Below are 15,981 nucleotides of genomic sequence, written 5' to 3' on the forward strand. Positions count from 1 at the left end.
TGTCAGTGGTGGGCCGTAGTGTCGTCGGTGGTGGGACGGACGGCACGCACGGGGGAATGATGATCACACTGGCCGAGGTTCAGCTCGACCCGTACGTCACGCACGGGCTGTCGCCCCGCCGGCCGACGGGGCCCGGACTGCCGGCCGCGAGCGGGGTGCCGGCCTGCGCCGCGCCGCACCGGGACGGCCTGCTGAGCGTGGCCGACGCGCTGGGCGCCCCCGGCGGCCGGCCTGTCGGGGGGCCGCGCGACCGGCTGCGGACGGGGGAGCTGCCGGGACACGGCGGCACGGCTGCCGGCCGGGGCCTGCCGGGCGACGCGGCGGGCGACATCCCGACGCCGTACGTCCGCTGCGACGGCCCGGCCCCGAGGGACCGCGCGCCCCTTTCACCCTCGCTGCGAGCACTGGCCGGCTGCGCCGCGGCCGTGGACGAGCTGGCGGACCTGCGCGGTCAGTTCGCCTCCTACGTGGACCGTCACGGGCCGCAGGCCGCGGCGGAGGCGTCCCGCCGGCTGCTCGCGGTCTTCGAGGAGGGGGACGCGGGCACCGAACCGGCCCCGCCGCGGAGGACGGCGGCCCTCATCCGTCCGCTGGCCCCGGGCGCGGGTCCGGGCGGGCGGTCCGGGCTGACGCTGGACCTGCCGCCCCGCTTCCTGGACGAGGCGTTCGGCGCGGCGGCGATCGTCCGTTTCGAGGAGATCGACTTCCCGGCCGCGCTCACGCACGAGCCGACCCGCCGCTTCCTGCGGGGGGCGGGCCTGCCGGAGGGCGGCCCGTGGTTCTCCCCGGACACGGACGTGCCGCTGCCGACGCTGGAGGAGTACCGGGCCGACGACGCCCCCCGCTCCGCGCCCCTGCCGCGCGGAGCGGACCGCCTGGTACGACTCGGCCGCCTGGCCGGGGGCGCCGGCCTCGTCGTCGACGGCGCCACGGGCGCGGTCCTGTCCTGGAGCGAGGGCGAGTCCGTCCCGCGCCCGCTCAACACCGACGTCTCCACGCTCGTGTTCACGCTGTGGCTGCTCCACCGCGAGAAGGCACGGGACGTGGAACACGAGCTGACCGACGCCTACGGGCGACTGGCCGACACCATGATCCGCACCTGGGCCGCCGTGGACACCCTCACCCGCGACCCGGTCGTGCGCGCGACACCGACGGACGACGACCGGTGCTCCTGGCCGGGCATGTTCGAGGGCCGCGCGGGCGGCGGGCCGTGCGCGTAGCGGACGCTGCCCGGGCCCCGTCCGGCGCGGCGGAGCTCACAGCCGGGAACGGGCGGGCAGCCGACCCCGGCGGAAAGGACGGACGAGCCGCGTGCTCGGGCGAGCCGCGTGATCAGCGCTGCTGATGCTGGGGGAGGAGCACCTCGCCCACCATGTGCGCCAACGTGGTCTCCTCCTCGTCGTTCTCGGAGCAGTCGATGTTGTTGTCCGCGGGCCCGAGGTTCGGCTGGTCGAGGACCTCGATGACGTCGCAGCTGACGACCTGCTCACTGTTGTCGAACTTCGCCGTGTCGTCGTCGGCCGCCTGAGCGGTCCCGGCGGTACCTCCGGCGACGGCCAGGGCGGCGAACGTGCAGGCGATGGCGTTCCTGAACTTCATGGTTGTCTTGCCTTCCGGGGGTTTTCCGTGTCGGTGCCTCGATGGAGGGCCGCGCAGCCGGCCGCCCGTACGCGTTCACGGGATTCCCTGTCCGTGCGGAAGCCGATGTCCGCAAGGCGCCCGGTCCGTGCTCGTCACCGAGTGGTGAACGAAGCGTCATTCGGGGTGGTATTGCTCCGAGCGGGTGGTGCCGGCGCCGGCTCGACCCCGGGCCGGCGTGTCCGGTCAGGACGCCTGTCGGGCGTCCGGCACAGGCCGCGGCGGCGAGGGAGTCCCCCGCCCGCGACGGGGCTCTCGTCGACGGGAACGAGCGACTGTGACGTCGGTCCCACCCGGGGGTGACCCGCCCCGGTGGGCGCGTCGATCGCGTCCGGGCGCCGGTAGGGTGGCCCGGTTGTCATACGTGGCCGACCGCTCTACCCCCTTCGGAGACCGTGACTACCACCGCCAGCTCCAGCACCTCGCACCACCTGTCCCCGGCCTTCCCCGGCCGTGCCCCGTGGGGCACCGCCAGCAAGCTGCGGGCCTGGCAGCAGGGGGCGATGGAGAAGTACCTCCAGGAGCAGCCCCGGGACTTCCTGGCGGTCGCCACCCCCGGAGCCGGAAAGACCACCTTCGCCCTGACGCTGGCGTCCTGGCTGCTGCACCACCACGTCGTGCAGCAGGTGACCGTCGTCGCGCCGACCGAGCACCTGAAGAAGCAGTGGGCGGAGGCCGCGGCCCGGATAGGCATCAGACTCGACCCCGAGTACAGCGCCGGCCCGCTCAGCCGCGAGTACCACGGCATCGCCATCACCTACGCCGGCGTCGGCGTGCGCCCCATGCTGCACCGCAACCGCGTCGAGCAGCGCAAGACCCTCGTCATCCTCGACGAGATCCACCACGCCGGTGACTCCAAGTCCTGGGGTGAGGCCTGCCTGGAGGCGTTCGAGCCGGCCACCCGCCGCCTCGCGCTGACCGGTACGCCGTTCCGGTCGGACACCAACCCGATCCCCTTCGTGACGTACGAGGAGGGCAACGACGGCATCCGGCGCTCCGCCGCCGACTACACCTACGGGTACGGCTCCGCGCTCGCCGACGGCGTCGTGCGCCCGGTCATCTTCATGAGCTACAGCGGCAACATGCGCTGGCGCACCAAGGCGGGCGACGAGATCGCCGCCCGGCTCGGCGAACCCATGACCAAGGACGCCGTCAGCCAGGCCTGGCGCACCGCGCTGGACCCGCGCGGCGAGTGGATGCCCGCCGTGCTGCGCGCCGCCGACCAGCGGCTCACCGAGGTCAGGAAGGCCATCCCGGACGCCGGCGCCCTCGTCATCGCCGCCGACCAGGACTCCGCCCGCGCCTACGCCAAGCTGATCCGCGAGATCACCGGCAGCAAGGCCACCGTCGTCCTGTCCGACGACACCGGCGCGTCGAAGAACATCGACGACTTCAGCGCGAACACCGACCGGTGGATGGTCGCCGTCCGCATGGTGTCCGAGGGCGTCGACGTGCCCCGCCTCGCGGTCGGCGTCTACGCCACCACCATCTCCACCCCCCTCTTCTTCGCCCAGGCCGTCGGCCGTTTCGTGCGGTCCAGGCGGCGCGGCGAGACCGCCTCCGTCTTCCTGCCGACCGTGCCCGACCTGCTCACCTTCGCCAACGAGATGGAGCGCGAGCGCGACCACGTCCTCGACAAGCCCAAGAAGGAGGGCGAGGAGGACCCGTACGCCGAGTCCGAGAAGGAGATGGACGAGGCGAACCGGGAGCAGGACGAGGACACCGGTGAGGACATGCTGCCCTTCGAGGCGCTGGAGTCCGACGCCGTCTTCGACCGGGTCATGTACAACGGCGCCGAGTTCGGCATGCAGGCCCACCCCGGCAGTGAGGAGGAGCAGGACTACCTCGGCATCCCCGGGCTCCTCGAACCCGACCAGGTGCAGCTGCTGCTCCAGAAGCGGCAGGCCCGGCAGATCGCGCACAGCCGCAAGAAGCCCGACGAAGAGGCCGACCTGATCGAACTGCCCGCCGAGCGGCGCCCGGTCGTCTCGCACAAGGAGCTGATGGAGCTGCGCAAGCAGCTCAACACCATGGTCGGCGCCTACGTCCACCAGAGCGGCAAACCGCACGGCGTGATCCACACCGAACTGCGCCGGGTGTGCGGCGGCCCGCCCAGCGCCGAGGCCACCGCCGGACAGCTGCGCCAGCGCATCGCCAAGGTGCAGGAGTGGGCCACCCGCATGAAGTGACGGGCGGGGCGCGCGCAGCACCGGCGTGTGCTGTACGTATCGGGACAAACACAGGTAGTCCCTACCGGTCACCGCCCGGATTCTGGACGGAGCCTTCCGCTGAGCGAACCTGGTCGCTACTGTCCCGCTACGCACACGCCCCGTGGCAGCGCCGCCGCGGAGCGCAGCCGTGAAGCGACTGGGCCCGGGCACAAGGCCGGGCCGTCAGCCGATCGGCGGCCTCTGAAGCGCGTCACTGACGGGACTCGGTGACGCACCTACCGCGAGGGGGCCGCCGACCTCACCACTAAGGAGTGGGCGTCGTGACCGCGGAGACCTCTCAGACGCTCGACCGGGGACTGCGCGTCCTCAAACTGCTCGCCGATACGGACCACGGGCTGACCGTCACCGAGCTATCCCACAAACTGGGCGTGAACCGGACCGTTGTGTACCGGTTGCTCGCCACGCTGGAGCAGCACGCACTCGTACGCCGTGACCTGGGCGGACGCGCCCGGGTCGGGCTCGGCGTGCTGGGACTCGGCCGCCAGGTGCACCCGCTGGTGCGCGAGGCGGCGATGCCCGCGCTGCGCTCACTGGCCGAGGACATCGGGGCGACGGCCCATCTGACGCTGGTCGACGGGGCCGAGGCGCTGGCCGTGGCCGTCGTCGAGCCGACCTGGACGGACTACCACGTGGCCTACCGGGCGGGCTTCCGGCATCCACTGGAGCGGGGGGCCGCGGGCAAGGCGATCCTCTCCGCCCGGCAGCGGACGCAGGGGGCCGGTACCGGCGAGGCGGTGGACGGACCCGGGTTCACCCTCACCCACGGAGAGCTGGAGGCGGGCGCCTGCGGGGCCGCCGCACCGCTCCTCGGGGTGACGGGAGTGGAGGGCAGCGTCGGCGTGGTGATGCTGTCCGACGTGGTGCCGGAGCGGGTGGGGGCGCGGGTGATGGACGCGGCGCGCGAGGTGGCGGAGGCGTTGCGCTAGCAGCGCCCGTCGCGCGCGGTGGTACCCCGGTTCCAGCCGGGTTGCCCGGTCCGCCTGGAACGGCCTGTGTGCCCGGCCCGCGTGCCCGGCCCGCGTGCCCGGTCCGCCTGGAAGGGCCTGTGTGCCGGACGCGCCCGCGTGCCCGGTCCGCCTGGAACGGTCTGTGTGCCCGGCCCGCGTGCCCGGCCCACGGGCGCGCCCGACCCGTCCTCGGCGCCGACGCACGGTGCCCGCACCCGGGGCGGCAGAAGCGTCGCGTTAGATTGACTCCGTGCTCTCTCGTCTCACGCGTCCCCAGGCCCTCGCCGTCTGTGCGCTGCCCGTCGTGGCAGTGCTCGCCGTCGCCGTGTTCGCGCCGTTGCCGTTCTCCGTGGCACAGCCGGGCCTGACGGCCGACGTGCTGGGGAAGAACCAGGGCGCGCCCGTGATCACGATCAAGGGCGCGCCGACGCACGACACGAGCGGCCAGCTGAGGATGACGACGATCGAGGCGACCGGCCCCGACGCCGACGTCCGCCTCGGCGACGTGGTCGACAGCTGGTTCGGCACCGAGCGCGCGGTCATGCCGCGCGACGCCGTCTACCCGAGCGGCGACGACGTCCAGGAGATCGAGGAGTACAACGAGGAGCAGATGAAGGAGTCCCAGGACGCGGCGACCACGGCCGCGTTGGCCTACCTGAAGCTCGACGCGTCGGACGTCGACGTCGAGCTGCGCCTCGAGGACGTCGGCGGTCCCAGCGCCGGCCTGCTGTTCTCCCTCGGCATCGTCGACAAGCTGCGCGCCGGCGACCTCACCGGCGGAAAGGTCATCGCCGGGACCGGCACGATCACCACCGGCGGCAAGGTCGGCGCCGTGGGCGGCGTGCCGTTGAAGACGCAGGCCGCGCGGCGGGACGGGGCCACCGTCTTCCTGGTGCCGAAGGCGGAGTGCTCCGACGCGCAGGCCGAGCTGCCGAAGGGGCTCCGCCTGATCCCGGTCACCACCCTGAAGGGGGCGGTCGACTCGCTCGAGGCCCTGCGGACGGGCAGGGGCGAGGTCCCGGCCTGCTGAGGCGGGCGCCGCTCAGTTCTCCTTCACGAAGCCCTTCTCGATCATCCAGTCCAGCGCCACGTGGTGCGGGTCCTCGCCGTCCACGTCGACCCTCGCGTTCAGGGTCTGCGCGACGTCGTTGGTCAGCGCCTCGGTGACCGGGTCCAGGACGGACCGGATCGCCGGCCACTTCTTCAGGGTCTCGGTCCTGACCATGGGCGCCGCGTTGTAGTTCGGGAAGAACTTCTTGTCGTCCTCCATCACCACCAGGTTCATGGACTTGATCCGCCCGTCGGTGGTGAACACCTCGCCGTAGGTGCAGGCACCCTTCGCGGTCTGCGTGTAGATGATGCCGGTGTCCATCTGCGTGATGTTCCCGGCCGGGACGTCCATGCCGTACGCCTTCTCCAGCCCTGGCAGCCCGTCCGCGCGGTTGGCGAACTCGCCCTCCACGCACAGCGTCACCGCGCCGGGGTCGGACTCCGACAGCTCGGCGACCTCCGACAGCGTGTTCGTGCCGTACTTCCCGTGGTTGGCCTGGTTCGTCGCCAGCGCGTAGGTGTTGTTCATCGGCGCCGGCGGCAGCCACGTCAGCCCGTTCTCCGCGTCGGCGCCGCGCACCGCCTCCCACTGCCGCCGCGGGTCGGGAATCGGCCTGGTGTTGCCCAGGTACGTGATCCAGGCGGTGCCCGTGTACTCGTACGTGGCGTCGGCGTCGCCGTTCTCCACCGCCGCGCGGGTGCCGACGGAGCCCTGGATGCCGGTGCGGTCGAGCACCTCCGCGCCGGCCGCCTCGAAGGCGATGCCCATGATCGCGCCGAGGATCAGCTGCTCGGTGAACTCCTTGGAGGTGACGGTGAGGTCGGCGCCCTCCAGCGGCCGGCCCTTGCCGATGGTGCCGGGCCCGACGTCGTCGACCATGGGGGAGCCGCTGGTCAGGCCGCAGCCCGCGGCGGCCCCGACCAGGACCGAAGCGGCCAGCAGCACACCCGTACGCCGTCTCATGTCCCCGCCTCCAGCCCGCGCGGACGCAGCAGCAGTTCGGCGAGCGAGGCCAGCCAGTCCACCAGCAGTGCCAGGGCGACGGTGAGGACCGAGCCCAGCACCAGTACCGGCATGCGCTGGCTGGTGATACCGGTGGTGATCAGCACCCCGAGGCCGCCGCCTCCGCCGAAGGTCGCCAGGGTCGCCGTACCGACGTTCAGGACGAGGGCCGTGCGCACGCCGGCCAGGATGAGCGGGACGGCCAGCGGCAGTTCCACCCGGGTGAGCACGCCCAGCGGGGACATGCCGATGCCGCGGGCCGCCTCCAGCAGCGTGGGGTCGTTCGCCTTCAGGCCCGCGATCGTGTTGGAGAGCACCGGCAGGACGGCGTAGATGATGATGCCGATCAGGGCGGCGCGGCGGCCGATGCCCAGCCAGATCACCAGCAGCGCCAGCAGGCCGATCGCCGGGGTCGCCTGCCCCATGTTGGCGAACGCCATCGCCACCGGCGTGGCCTTCCGGAACGCCCGGCGGGTGAGCAGGACGCCCAGCGGGATGGCGATGATCAGCACGAAGAAGGTGGAGATCACGGTCAGCTGGACGTGCTGCCACAGGGCCTTGGTGACCTGGCCGTCCGACAGGGCGTTCTCGCTCAGCGCGTCCAGGTCGGCCTGCCGGAACCACAGCCAGGTGGCCAGCAGCAGGGCGACCAGGACCGCGGGCAGGAAGGTCAGCTTCCGCCAGCCGACCCGCCGTCTCGTCGCGGCCGGTGACGGCGGGCGCGGCTCGTACTCCGCCTCGCCCTCGTCCCGGTAGGCGATCCCCCTGACCTCGAGCTCGCCCTCGGGCCGCCGGCCGGACGACGGGCCGCGGGAGGAGCCCCGGGAGGAGCCCCGGGAGGAGCCGCGGGACGAGCCCCGGGACGAGCCCCGGGAGGGACTGGAGGAGTCGGAGGGTCCGGAGGGACCGGAGGGTCCGGAAGAAGAGGTGCTCACGCCTTGGTCCCGTCCCCTCCGAAGCCCTCCTGCTCGGCATGGGTCTGGTCGGCCCGGGCCTCCTCCAGGTCGTGCTGGTGCTCCAGCGCGTCCAGCCGGTCGGCCTCCAGCAGCTCGTGCACGGAGTTCATCAGCGTCTCCATGTCGACGACGCCCTCGTACTGGCCGCGCCGCCCGGTGACCGCGACCCGCCCCGCGTTGTCGGTGAGCACCGCCTCCAGCGCGTCCCGCAGCGTCGCGTCCCCGGTCACCGTGTCGTGCACCAGCGTCCCGGCCCGCGCCAGCGAACCCTTGGCCCGCATCAGGTCACCGCGCCTGAGCCACTTGTACGGCCGCCCGCGCCGGTCGAGGAGCAGGATCTCGTTGGTGCCGGCCGCCCGCAGCCGGTCGAAGATGTGCTGGAGCGGGTCCTCCACGGTCACCGTCGGGTAGTCGGTGACCCCCACGTCCCGCACGCGGGTCAGGTTCAGCCGCTTCAGCGCCGCCCCGGCGCCCACGAAACCGGAGACGAAGTCGTCCGCCGGGTTGGTGAGGATGGCCTCCGGGGTGTCGAACTGCGCGATGTGGGAGCGCTCGCGCAGTACGGCGATCCGGTCGCCCAGTTTGATCGCCTCGTCGAAGTCGTGGGTGACGAACACGATCGTCTTGTGCAGCTCGCGCTGGAGCCGGATCAGCTCGTCCTGGAGGTGGTCCCGGGTGATCGGGTCCACCGCGCCGAACGGCTCGTCCATCAGCAGCACCGGCGGATCGGCCGCCAGCGCCCGCGCCACGCCCACCCGCTGCTGCTGGCCGCCGGACAGCTGGCGCGGATAGCGGCCGTGGAACTCCCCGGCGTCCAGCCCCACCAGGTCGAGCATCTCCTCCACCCGCGACCGGATCCGCGCCTTCGACCAGCCGATCATCTTCGGCACCAGCGCGATGTTCTGGGCGACGGTCATGTGCGGGAAGAGACCGGACGCCTGGATCGCGTAGCCGACCTTGCGGCGCAGCTTCACCGGGTCGATGTCGGTGACGTCCTCGCCGTTGATGCGGATGCGTCCGCCGCTGGGCTCGATCAGCCGGTTGATCATCTTCAGGGTGGTGGACTTCCCGCAGCCCGAGGGGCCGACGAAGATCACTGTCTCGCCCGCCCCGATCTCCATCGACACGTTGTCGACGGCCGGCTGCGGGTTGCCGGGGTAGCGCTTGGTGAGGCAGTCCAGCTCGATGGTCGCCCCGGTGGTGGCGCCCTGACTGTTCCCGGACATGGATCCCCCTGCCTCGGACGTGGATCCCCCTGTCCCGGGCCTGGATCCTCCTGCCTCGGGCCTGGATCCCCCTGTCCCGGACATGGACCCTCCTGTCCCGGACCTGGACCCTCCTGTCTCAGACACGGATCCCCCTGGGAATGGTCAGCCGTCCGAGCAGGACGTACGCGGCGTCGAACAGCAGCGCCAGGACGATGATCCCGAGCGTGCCCGCGAGGACCTGGTTGAGCGCGTTCTTGCTGCCCAGCGAGGCGATCCCGCGGAAGATCTCGTTGCCGAGCCCCGGGCCGGAGGCGTAGGCGGCGATCGCGGCGATGCCCATCAGCATCTGCGTCGAGACCCGGATCCCGGTGAGGATCGGCGGCCAGGCCAGCGGCAGCTCCACCTTCAGCAGCCGGGCCGGACGCGACATCCCGATGCCCGTGGCCGCGTCCACCAGCGCCGGGTCGACCCCGCGCAGACCGACGATCGCGTTGCGCACGATGGGCAGCAGCCCGTACAGGACCAGCGCGGTCACCGTCGGCGGCACACCGAGGCCCACCACCGGGATGAGCAGGCCGATCATGGCCAGCGACGGGATGGTCAGGATGGTCGACGTGGTCAGGGTCGCCAGGTTCCCCGCCCACTCGCTGCGGTAGGTGGCGACGCCGATCAGCACTCCGAGCAGCGTCGCGACGACCATGCACTGGAACACCGCGCTGGCGTGCTGGTAGGCGTCGGTGAGCAGCTGCTGGTGGCGGCTGCCCAGGAACTCCCAGAAGTTCACGTGCGCTCACCTCCGGGTCGGCCGGTCTCAGTCGTTGCTGCCGTTGTCGCGGGCCGCCTGCTCCACCAGCGGGATGATCCGCAGCGGAACGGGGTTCTCCATGACGATCGCCGTGGCGGCCCGGACGATGCCATCAAAACCGACGACCCGGTCGATCACCCGCTGGAGATCGGCGTTCGAGCGGGCCACCAGCCGGCACAGCATGTCCCCCGTGCCGGTGGTGGTGTGCAGCTCCAGCACCTCCGGCACGGTCGCCAAGTGGGCCCGTACGTCGGCCCCTTGGCCCTGCCGGATCTCCAGCGTCGCGAACGCGGTCACCGGGTAGCCGAGCGCCGCCGGGTCCACCTCGGGACCGAATCCGCGGATGACTCCGTTCGACTGAAGCCGGTCGAGGCGCGCCTGCGCGGTGCCGCGCGCCACCCCGAGCCGCCGGGACATCTCCAGCACCCCGATCCGCGGTTCCCGCGCCAGCAGCCCGATGATCCGCCCGTCCAGTCGGTCGATCGCCATTCCCGTCCCCCTCGGCTGGTCATCCTGTACAGATCGCCCGCCCTCACCGGCGTGTCACTGGTCAGGTTGCCCAGTGAACGCGCGAACTATTGCGCACCTTGCAGACGCGGGGGACGCTGCGGCTATGACGCAGACCACACACCACACTCCCGACACCGCCCGGCAGGCCGACCCCTTCCCGGTCAAGGGAATGGACGCGGTCGTCTTCGCCGTGGGCAACGCCAAGCAGGCGGCGCACTACTACTCCACCGCCTTCGGCATGAAGCTGGTCGCCTACTCCGGACCGGAGAACGGCAGCCGCGAGACCGCGAGCTACGTCCTGGAGAACGGCTCCGCCCGCTTCGTCCTCACCTCCGTCATCAAGCCGGCCACCGAGTGGGGCGAGTTCCTCACCCGGCACGTGGCCGAGCACGGCGACGGCGTCGTCGACCTCGCCATCGAGGTCCCGGACGCGCGCGCCGCCCACGCCTACGCCGTCGAGCACGGCGCCCGCTCGGTCGCCGAGCCGTACGAGGTCAAGGACGAGCACGGCACCGTCGTCCTCGCCGCCATCGCCACGTACGGCGAGACCCGCCACACCCTCGTCGAACGCACCGGCTACGACGGCCCCTACCTGCCCGGCTACGCCGCCGCCGAGCCGATGGTCGAGCCGCCCGCGCACCGCACCTTCCAGGCCGTGGACCACTGCGTCGGCAACGTCGAACTCGGCCGCATGAACGAATGGGTCGGCTTCTACAACAAGGTCATGGGCTTCACGAACATGAAGGAGTTCGTGGGCGACGACATCGCCACCGAGTACAGCGCGCTGATGTCCAAGGTCGTCGCCGACGGCACCCTCAAGGTCAAGTTCCCGATCAACGAGCCCGCCGTCGCCAAGAAGAAGTCCCAGATCGACGAGTACCTGGAGTTCTACGGCGGCGCGGGCGTCCAGCACATCGCGCTGAACACCAACGACATCGTCCAGACCGTGCGCACGATGAAGGCGAACGGCGTCCAGTTCCTGGACACGCCCGACTCGTACTACGACACGCTCGGCGAGTGGGCGGGCGAGACGCGCGTCCCCGTCGAGACGCTGCGCGAGCTGAAGATCCTCGTCGACCGCGACGAGGACGGCTACCTGCTGCAGATCTTCACCAAGCCGGTCCAGGACCGCCCGACCGTCTTCTTCGAGCTCATCGAACGGCACGGCTCGATGGGCTTCGGCAAGGGCAACTTCAAGGCCCTGTTCGAGGCGATCGAACGCGAGCAGGCCAAGCGCGGCAACCTCTGACATCAGCTCTGCGAAGGCAGAGCTCAGGCGGGCGGGTCCTCCACGGAGGGCTCGCCCAGCTCCGCCAGCGCCCGCTCCGCCTCGGGCGCCCACAGCGGCGAGAAGTACGGGTTGATCATCAGCGCCTCCCGCAGATGCCGCCGCGCGGGCCCGTACCGCCCCAGCTCCTTCTCGATCACCCCCCGGTGGAACACGTACAGCGCGCTGCGCACCCCGCCGCCCTTGTCGCCGTCCGTCGCGATCGTCGCGAACTCCAGCGCCTCCCCGTGCTCACCGGCCCGGTGCAGCGCCCAGCCCAGCGCGTCGGCCACCGCGGTCCCCGGCTGCCGCCCCCACTCCGCCCGCAGCCTCCGCACCGCCGACGCCGGGTCCCCGTGGTCCGCCTCGAACCGGCCCAGCACCAGCTGCTCGTCGCCCCCGGCCGCCTCGGCCGCCCGCACCCGCTCCCGCAGCAGGTCGTACTGGACCCGCGCGGCCTGCCCGAGGCCCAGCGACTCGTACAGCTCGCCCAGCTCCAGGGCGTACTCCGGACCGGGACGCTTGACGAGCGCCGCCTGGTACGCCGACAGCGCGTCCGTCGTCCGGCCCAGCGACGCCAGCGCCCGCCCCTGCCCGGCCTGCGCGGCCCGCTGGTCGGGATCGGTGCGCAGCGCCTCCTGGAAGAACCGCAGCGCCTCCTGGCGGTCCCCGCGCTCGAACGCCAGCCGCCCCGCCTGCTCCAGATACGCCGCCCGCTCGGCCGGTGTCCCGGCGGCCGCCGCCGCGTCCGAGATCCGGGCCGCCGCGTCCTCCCGCCAGCCCCGGTCCCGGTAGACCGCCGCGGCCCGCGCCCCCACGGCGGGCGTGTCCGGACGCAGCTCCAGCACCTTGTCCAGGGCCCGCCCCACCCCCTCCTGGTCGCCGAGCCCCGTGTACGCGTCGATCAGCACCGCGTGCGCCGTCCACCGCTTCGGCGCCGCCTTCACCGCGCTCTCCCCCCACTTCTTCGCCGCCGGGAAGTCCCGCCGCGCCACCGCCAGCGCCGCCAGCCCCTCCAGGGCCTGCGGATTGCGCTCCGCCCCGACCTTCAGCGAGGTGCGCAGCGCCTTCTCGGCCTTCGGCCAGTTCGCGGTGTCCGCCGTCCGGCGGCCCCGCTCGACGTACGCCGCCCCCAGCACCGCCCACGACGACCCGTCCAGCGGATGCGCCCGCAGATGCTTCTCCCGGTCGCCGATCAGCACCGCCAGGTCCCCCAGCGCGGCCGGCGCGCCCGTGGTCACCGCGCCCCGCGCCAGCGCCGCCGGCCCCGGCGCGGGCGGTGGCGCGTCACCCGCGCCCCGGGGCAGCAGCACCAGGACCCCGCCGAGTACGGCCGCCCCGGCGCCGGAGGCCATCAGCACCCGGCGGCGGCGGGCTCGCCGCCCGTGTTCGATCTGCATGACGCCTACTGTGCGCCCATACGACAAGCACACTCGGGCTTGCGGAGGATGCCGTCGACGGGTTCACACCGATGGCCCCGAGTGCCAACCTGTGATCATGAGCCGTATCGAAGCGCCTCGCGACGAAGACGACGCAGCCACGGCGAAGCCGGCCACGGCGGAACCGGCCACGGCGGAACCGGCCGAGACGGAACCGGCCGCGACGGAACCGGCCGAGACGGAACCGGCCGCGACGGACCCGGCGACGGTGGACCCGGCGACGGTGGACCCGGCGACGGCGGATCAGGCCGCCGTGGTCTCCGGCACGCTCGTCGACCGGCTGCTCGCCGGCCTCCCCGCCGAGGCCGTCCTCACCGACCCCGACGTCACCGCCTCCTACGCCAACGACATGGCGAGCTTCTGCCCGGCCGGCGCCCCCGCCGTGGTCGTCCTGCCGCGCACCGTGGAGGACGTCCAGCACGTCATGCGCACCGCCACCGAACTGCGCGTCCCCGTCGTCCCGCAGGGCGCCCGCACCGGCCTGTCCGGCGCGGCCAACGCCACCGACGGCTGCGTCGTGCTCTCCCTGACCAGGATGGACCGCATCCTGGAGATCAACCCGGTCGACCGCGTCGCCGTCGTCGAACCGGGCGTCGTCAACGCCACCCTCTCCCGCGCGGTGAACGAACACGGCCTGTACTACCCTCCCGACCCCTCCAGCTGGGAGACGTGCACCATCGGCGGCAACATCGGCACCGCCTCCGGCGGCCTGTGCTGCGTCAAGTACGGGGTGACCGCCGAGTACGTCCTCGGCCTCGACGTCGTCCTCGCCGACGGCCGGCTGATGTCCACCGGCCGCCGCACCGCCAAGGGCGTCGCCGGGTACGACCTCACCCGCCTGTTCGTCGGCTCCGAGGGCTCCCTCGGCATCGTCGTGCGGGCCGTCCTCGCCCTGCGTCCCAAGCCGCCCGAGCAGCTGGTGCTGGCCGCCGAGTTCGCCTCCGCGTCCGACGCCTGCGACGCGATCTGCCGGATCATGGAGGGCGGGCACGTGCCGTCCCTCCTCGAACTGATGGACCGTACGACCGTCAAGGCGGTCAACGACCTCGCCCACATGGGTCTGCCGGAGACCACCGAGGCACTGCTGCTGGCCGCCTTCGACACCGCCGACCCGGCCGCCGACCTCGCCGCCGTCGGCGCGCTGTGCGAGGCCGCCGGTGCCACGCAGGTGGTACCCGCCGACGACGCGGCCGAGTCCGAACTCCTCCTCCAGGCCCGCCGCCTGTCCCTCACCGCCCTCGAAGCCGTCAAGGGCACGACGATGATCGACGACGTGTGCGTGCCCCGCTCCCGGCTCGGCGACATGCTGGAGGGCATCGAACGCGTCGCGGCGAAGTACGGCCTCACCATCGGGGTCTGCGCCCACGCGGGCGACGGCAACACCCACCCCACGGTCTGCTTCGACGCGGCCGACCCCGACGAGTCCCGGCGGGCCCGCGAGTCCTTCGACGAGATCATGGCCCTCGGCCTGGAACTCGGCGGCACCATCACCGGCGAGCACGGCGTGGGCGTACTGAAGAAGGAGTGGCTGGCACGGGAGATCGGCCCGGTGGGCCTGGAGATGCAGCGGTCGGTCAAGCAGGCCTTCGACCCGCTGGGCATCCTCAACCCCGGCAAGCTCTTCTGAGACGCGGCGAGCCGCTCCGGCGCGGTGTTCCGTGTGCCGTGCCGCCCCTCACCGGGCGAGCAGCTCGGCCAGCCCGTCGTCGATGCCGGACTGCCCGTCCTCGGTGCCCGGCGGCACCGCCCGCAGGGTCCGCTCCAGCCAGGCCGACACCTGTGCCGTGGGCGCCTCCAGGAGGGCGTCCCCGTCGGGGCTGCTCAGCGCGATCAGCACGACGCCGCGGCCCTGAGCCTTCGACGGCCACACCCGCACGTCCCCGTGCCCGCACGGCCGGAACACCCCCTCCACCAGCAGGTCGCGGGCGAACGTCCAGTGCACCGGCCGCACCGAGCCGAGGTGGAAGGTGATGTGGACGGCGTACGGATCGTCGGTGTGGTAGCCGAGCAGGGCCGGTACCGGGATGCCGCGCTCGGGCGACAGGATGAGCCGCAGCTCCAGCTCGCGTTCCACGACGGTGGGGTGGGGGTGCATGGCCGGGGTGTCCTCTCTCGTACGGGTCCGCACGGGCCGCCTGGAGCGGGCCCGCACGAGTGAGGGCGGCGGGGGCCGCGAGCGTTACGCGGGTTCGCGGAACTTTTCTCCCACCTCTGTCCCCGGAGTGAAGATCCATGCACGAGGTTGCCCGGAAAGGGGTGGGTCCTGCGGGACCGGCGGTGCGGATTGCGCCCGTCTGATAGATGTTGAGCCCCCATATCAACCCCCGAGCAGATACGGGACGACGGACATGAGCGCCCCAACCCCGGCCCCCGGCGACGACAGGCCCCGCGAAGGGTATTACCCGGACCCGTCCATTCCTGGATATGTCCGGTACTGGAACGGCGCCTCCTGGGTGCCGGGCACGAGCCGGCCCGCCCCCAAGGACGGCGAGCCGCTCGCGCCTCCGCCCGGCGTGCGGCACTCCGTCGAGGAGACCGGCCCGCACTTCTTCGACGAGGACCCGGTCGGGGACCCGCCCGCCGCCGCGTCCCCGCACGGCAGCCGCCCGGAACCCGCGACGGCCTGGGGCGCCGACCGCTCCCACCAGTCCGGCTTCGCCGGTGACCCGAACCAGCGCGTCGCCTGGCCGGGCCCCGCCCAGGGCACGGATCCGAGGGTCCCGCACGCCCGGGGTGCGGGAACGGCCGGGGGAGCGGCGGCCGAGGCCGGTCCCGCCGCCGCGGGCGGCATCCCCGGTGCGAGGACCGGCGGCGGCGCTCGGGACGGGCAGGCCCCCGGGGGGCGGCACGCCGGTGCCGACACCGACACCGGCAACGGTGCCGGTGCGCAGGCGCCGAGCGGCGCCCGGTCCGGCGCCGCGGGTCCC

15 protein-coding genes are annotated in these 15,981 nt (G+C 72.8%); 7 read left to right on the plus strand and 8 right to left on the minus strand.

Features of this window, described 5'->3' with window-relative positions:
* The first annotated feature begins 56 nt into the window (after positions 1-56).
* A complete protein-coding gene (locus tag ACP4J0_RS32795) occupies positions 57-1,220 on the plus strand; it encodes an SUKH-4 family immunity protein (protein ID WP_426602353.1) in 1,164 nt (387 codons plus the stop codon).
* Between the two features lie 112 nt (positions 1,221-1,332).
* On the opposite strand, the gene ACP4J0_RS32800 is transcribed toward ACP4J0_RS32795, so the two are convergent.
* Positions 1,333-1,599, minus strand: a complete 267-nt coding sequence (locus ACP4J0_RS32800) for a hypothetical protein (RefSeq protein WP_426602354.1) — start codon at positions 1,597-1,599, stop codon at positions 1,333-1,335.
* Between the two features lie 434 nt (positions 1,600-2,033).
* Between ACP4J0_RS32800 and ACP4J0_RS32805 the strand changes: the two genes are divergently transcribed.
* From ACP4J0_RS32805 to ACP4J0_RS32815, 3 genes are all read left to right on the plus strand, one after another.
* Positions 2,034-3,827, plus strand: a complete 1,794-nt coding sequence (locus tag ACP4J0_RS32805; protein WP_426602355.1) for a DEAD/DEAH box helicase — start codon at positions 2,034-2,036, stop codon at positions 3,825-3,827.
* 302 nt (positions 3,828-4,129) lie between these two features.
* Positions 4,130-4,795, plus strand: a complete 666-nt coding sequence (locus ACP4J0_RS32810; RefSeq protein WP_426602356.1) for an IclR family transcriptional regulator — start codon at positions 4,130-4,132, stop codon at positions 4,793-4,795.
* Between the two features lie 271 nt (positions 4,796-5,066).
* Entirely contained in the window at positions 5,067-5,846 is a 780-nt protein-coding gene (locus ACP4J0_RS32815) for a S16 family serine protease (RefSeq protein WP_426602357.1), read from the plus strand.
* 12 nt (positions 5,847-5,858) lie between these two features.
* Here ACP4J0_RS32815 and ACP4J0_RS32820 read toward each other — a convergent pair whose 3' ends face one another.
* The 5 genes from ACP4J0_RS32820 to ACP4J0_RS32840 all read right to left on the minus strand — a co-directional run bounded on the left by ACP4J0_RS32820 (position 5,859) and on the right by ACP4J0_RS32840 (position 10,327).
* Positions 5,859-6,830, minus strand: a complete 972-nt coding sequence (locus ACP4J0_RS32820) for a glycine betaine ABC transporter substrate-binding protein (RefSeq protein ID WP_426602358.1) — start codon at positions 6,828-6,830, stop codon at positions 5,859-5,861.
* Positions 6,827-7,630, minus strand: coding sequence for an ABC transporter permease (locus ACP4J0_RS32825; protein ID WP_426602368.1), 804 nt, complete (start codon positions 7,628-7,630; stop codon positions 6,827-6,829). Before ACP4J0_RS32825 ends, ACP4J0_RS32820 begins: the two co-directional genes overlap by 4 nt.
* Positions 7,631-7,800: 170 nt before the next feature.
* Positions 7,801-9,051: a betaine/proline/choline family ABC transporter ATP-binding protein gene (locus ACP4J0_RS32830; RefSeq protein WP_426602359.1), complete on the minus strand. Its 1,251-nt coding sequence runs from the start codon at positions 9,049-9,051 to the stop codon at positions 7,801-7,803.
* Between the two features lie 118 nt (positions 9,052-9,169).
* Positions 9,170-9,817, minus strand: coding sequence for an ABC transporter permease (locus tag ACP4J0_RS32835; protein ID WP_426602360.1), 648 nt, complete (start codon positions 9,815-9,817; stop codon positions 9,170-9,172).
* A gap of 27 nt (positions 9,818-9,844) precedes the next feature.
* Positions 9,845-10,327 carry an Lrp/AsnC family transcriptional regulator gene (locus ACP4J0_RS32840; RefSeq protein ID WP_426602361.1) on the minus strand — a complete coding sequence of 161 codons (483 nt, stop codon included), beginning with the start codon at positions 10,325-10,327 and terminating at the stop codon, positions 9,845-9,847.
* Positions 10,328-10,451: 124 nt separating this feature from the next.
* On the opposite strand from ACP4J0_RS32840, the gene hppD reads away from it, so the two are divergent.
* Positions 10,452-11,597 carry a 4-hydroxyphenylpyruvate dioxygenase gene (gene hppD / locus ACP4J0_RS32845; RefSeq protein ID WP_426602362.1) on the plus strand — a complete coding sequence of 382 codons (1,146 nt, stop codon included), beginning with the start codon at positions 10,452-10,454 and terminating at the stop codon, positions 11,595-11,597.
* A 23-nt stretch (positions 11,598-11,620) separates the two neighbouring features.
* On the opposite strand, the gene ACP4J0_RS32850 is transcribed toward hppD, so the two are convergent.
* Positions 11,621-13,015 carry a tetratricopeptide repeat protein gene (locus tag ACP4J0_RS32850; RefSeq protein ID WP_426602363.1) on the minus strand — a complete coding sequence of 465 codons (1,395 nt, stop codon included), beginning with the start codon at positions 13,013-13,015 and terminating at the stop codon, positions 11,621-11,623.
* Between the two features lie 97 nt (positions 13,016-13,112).
* On the opposite strand from ACP4J0_RS32850, the gene ACP4J0_RS32855 reads away from it, so the two are divergent.
* Entirely contained in the window at positions 13,113-14,681 is a 1,569-nt protein-coding gene (locus ACP4J0_RS32855; RefSeq protein WP_426602364.1) for an FAD-linked oxidase C-terminal domain-containing protein, read from the plus strand.
* A gap of 48 nt (positions 14,682-14,729) precedes the next feature.
* Here ACP4J0_RS32855 and ACP4J0_RS32860 read toward each other — a convergent pair whose 3' ends face one another.
* Positions 14,730-15,149: an SsgA family sporulation/cell division regulator gene (locus tag ACP4J0_RS32860; protein ID WP_426602365.1), complete on the minus strand. Its 420-nt coding sequence runs from the start codon at positions 15,147-15,149 to the stop codon at positions 14,730-14,732.
* A 253-nt stretch (positions 15,150-15,402) separates the two neighbouring features.
* Between ACP4J0_RS32860 and ACP4J0_RS32865 the strand changes: the two genes are divergently transcribed.
* The coding region (locus ACP4J0_RS32865; protein ID WP_426602366.1) for a DUF2510 domain-containing protein at positions 15,403-15,981 on the plus strand (579 nt) is incomplete at its 3' end.

This window comes from Streptomyces sp. WG7 (assembly GCF_049975785.1).
Classification (GTDB): Bacteria; Actinomycetota; Actinomycetes; order Streptomycetales; family Streptomycetaceae; genus Streptomyces.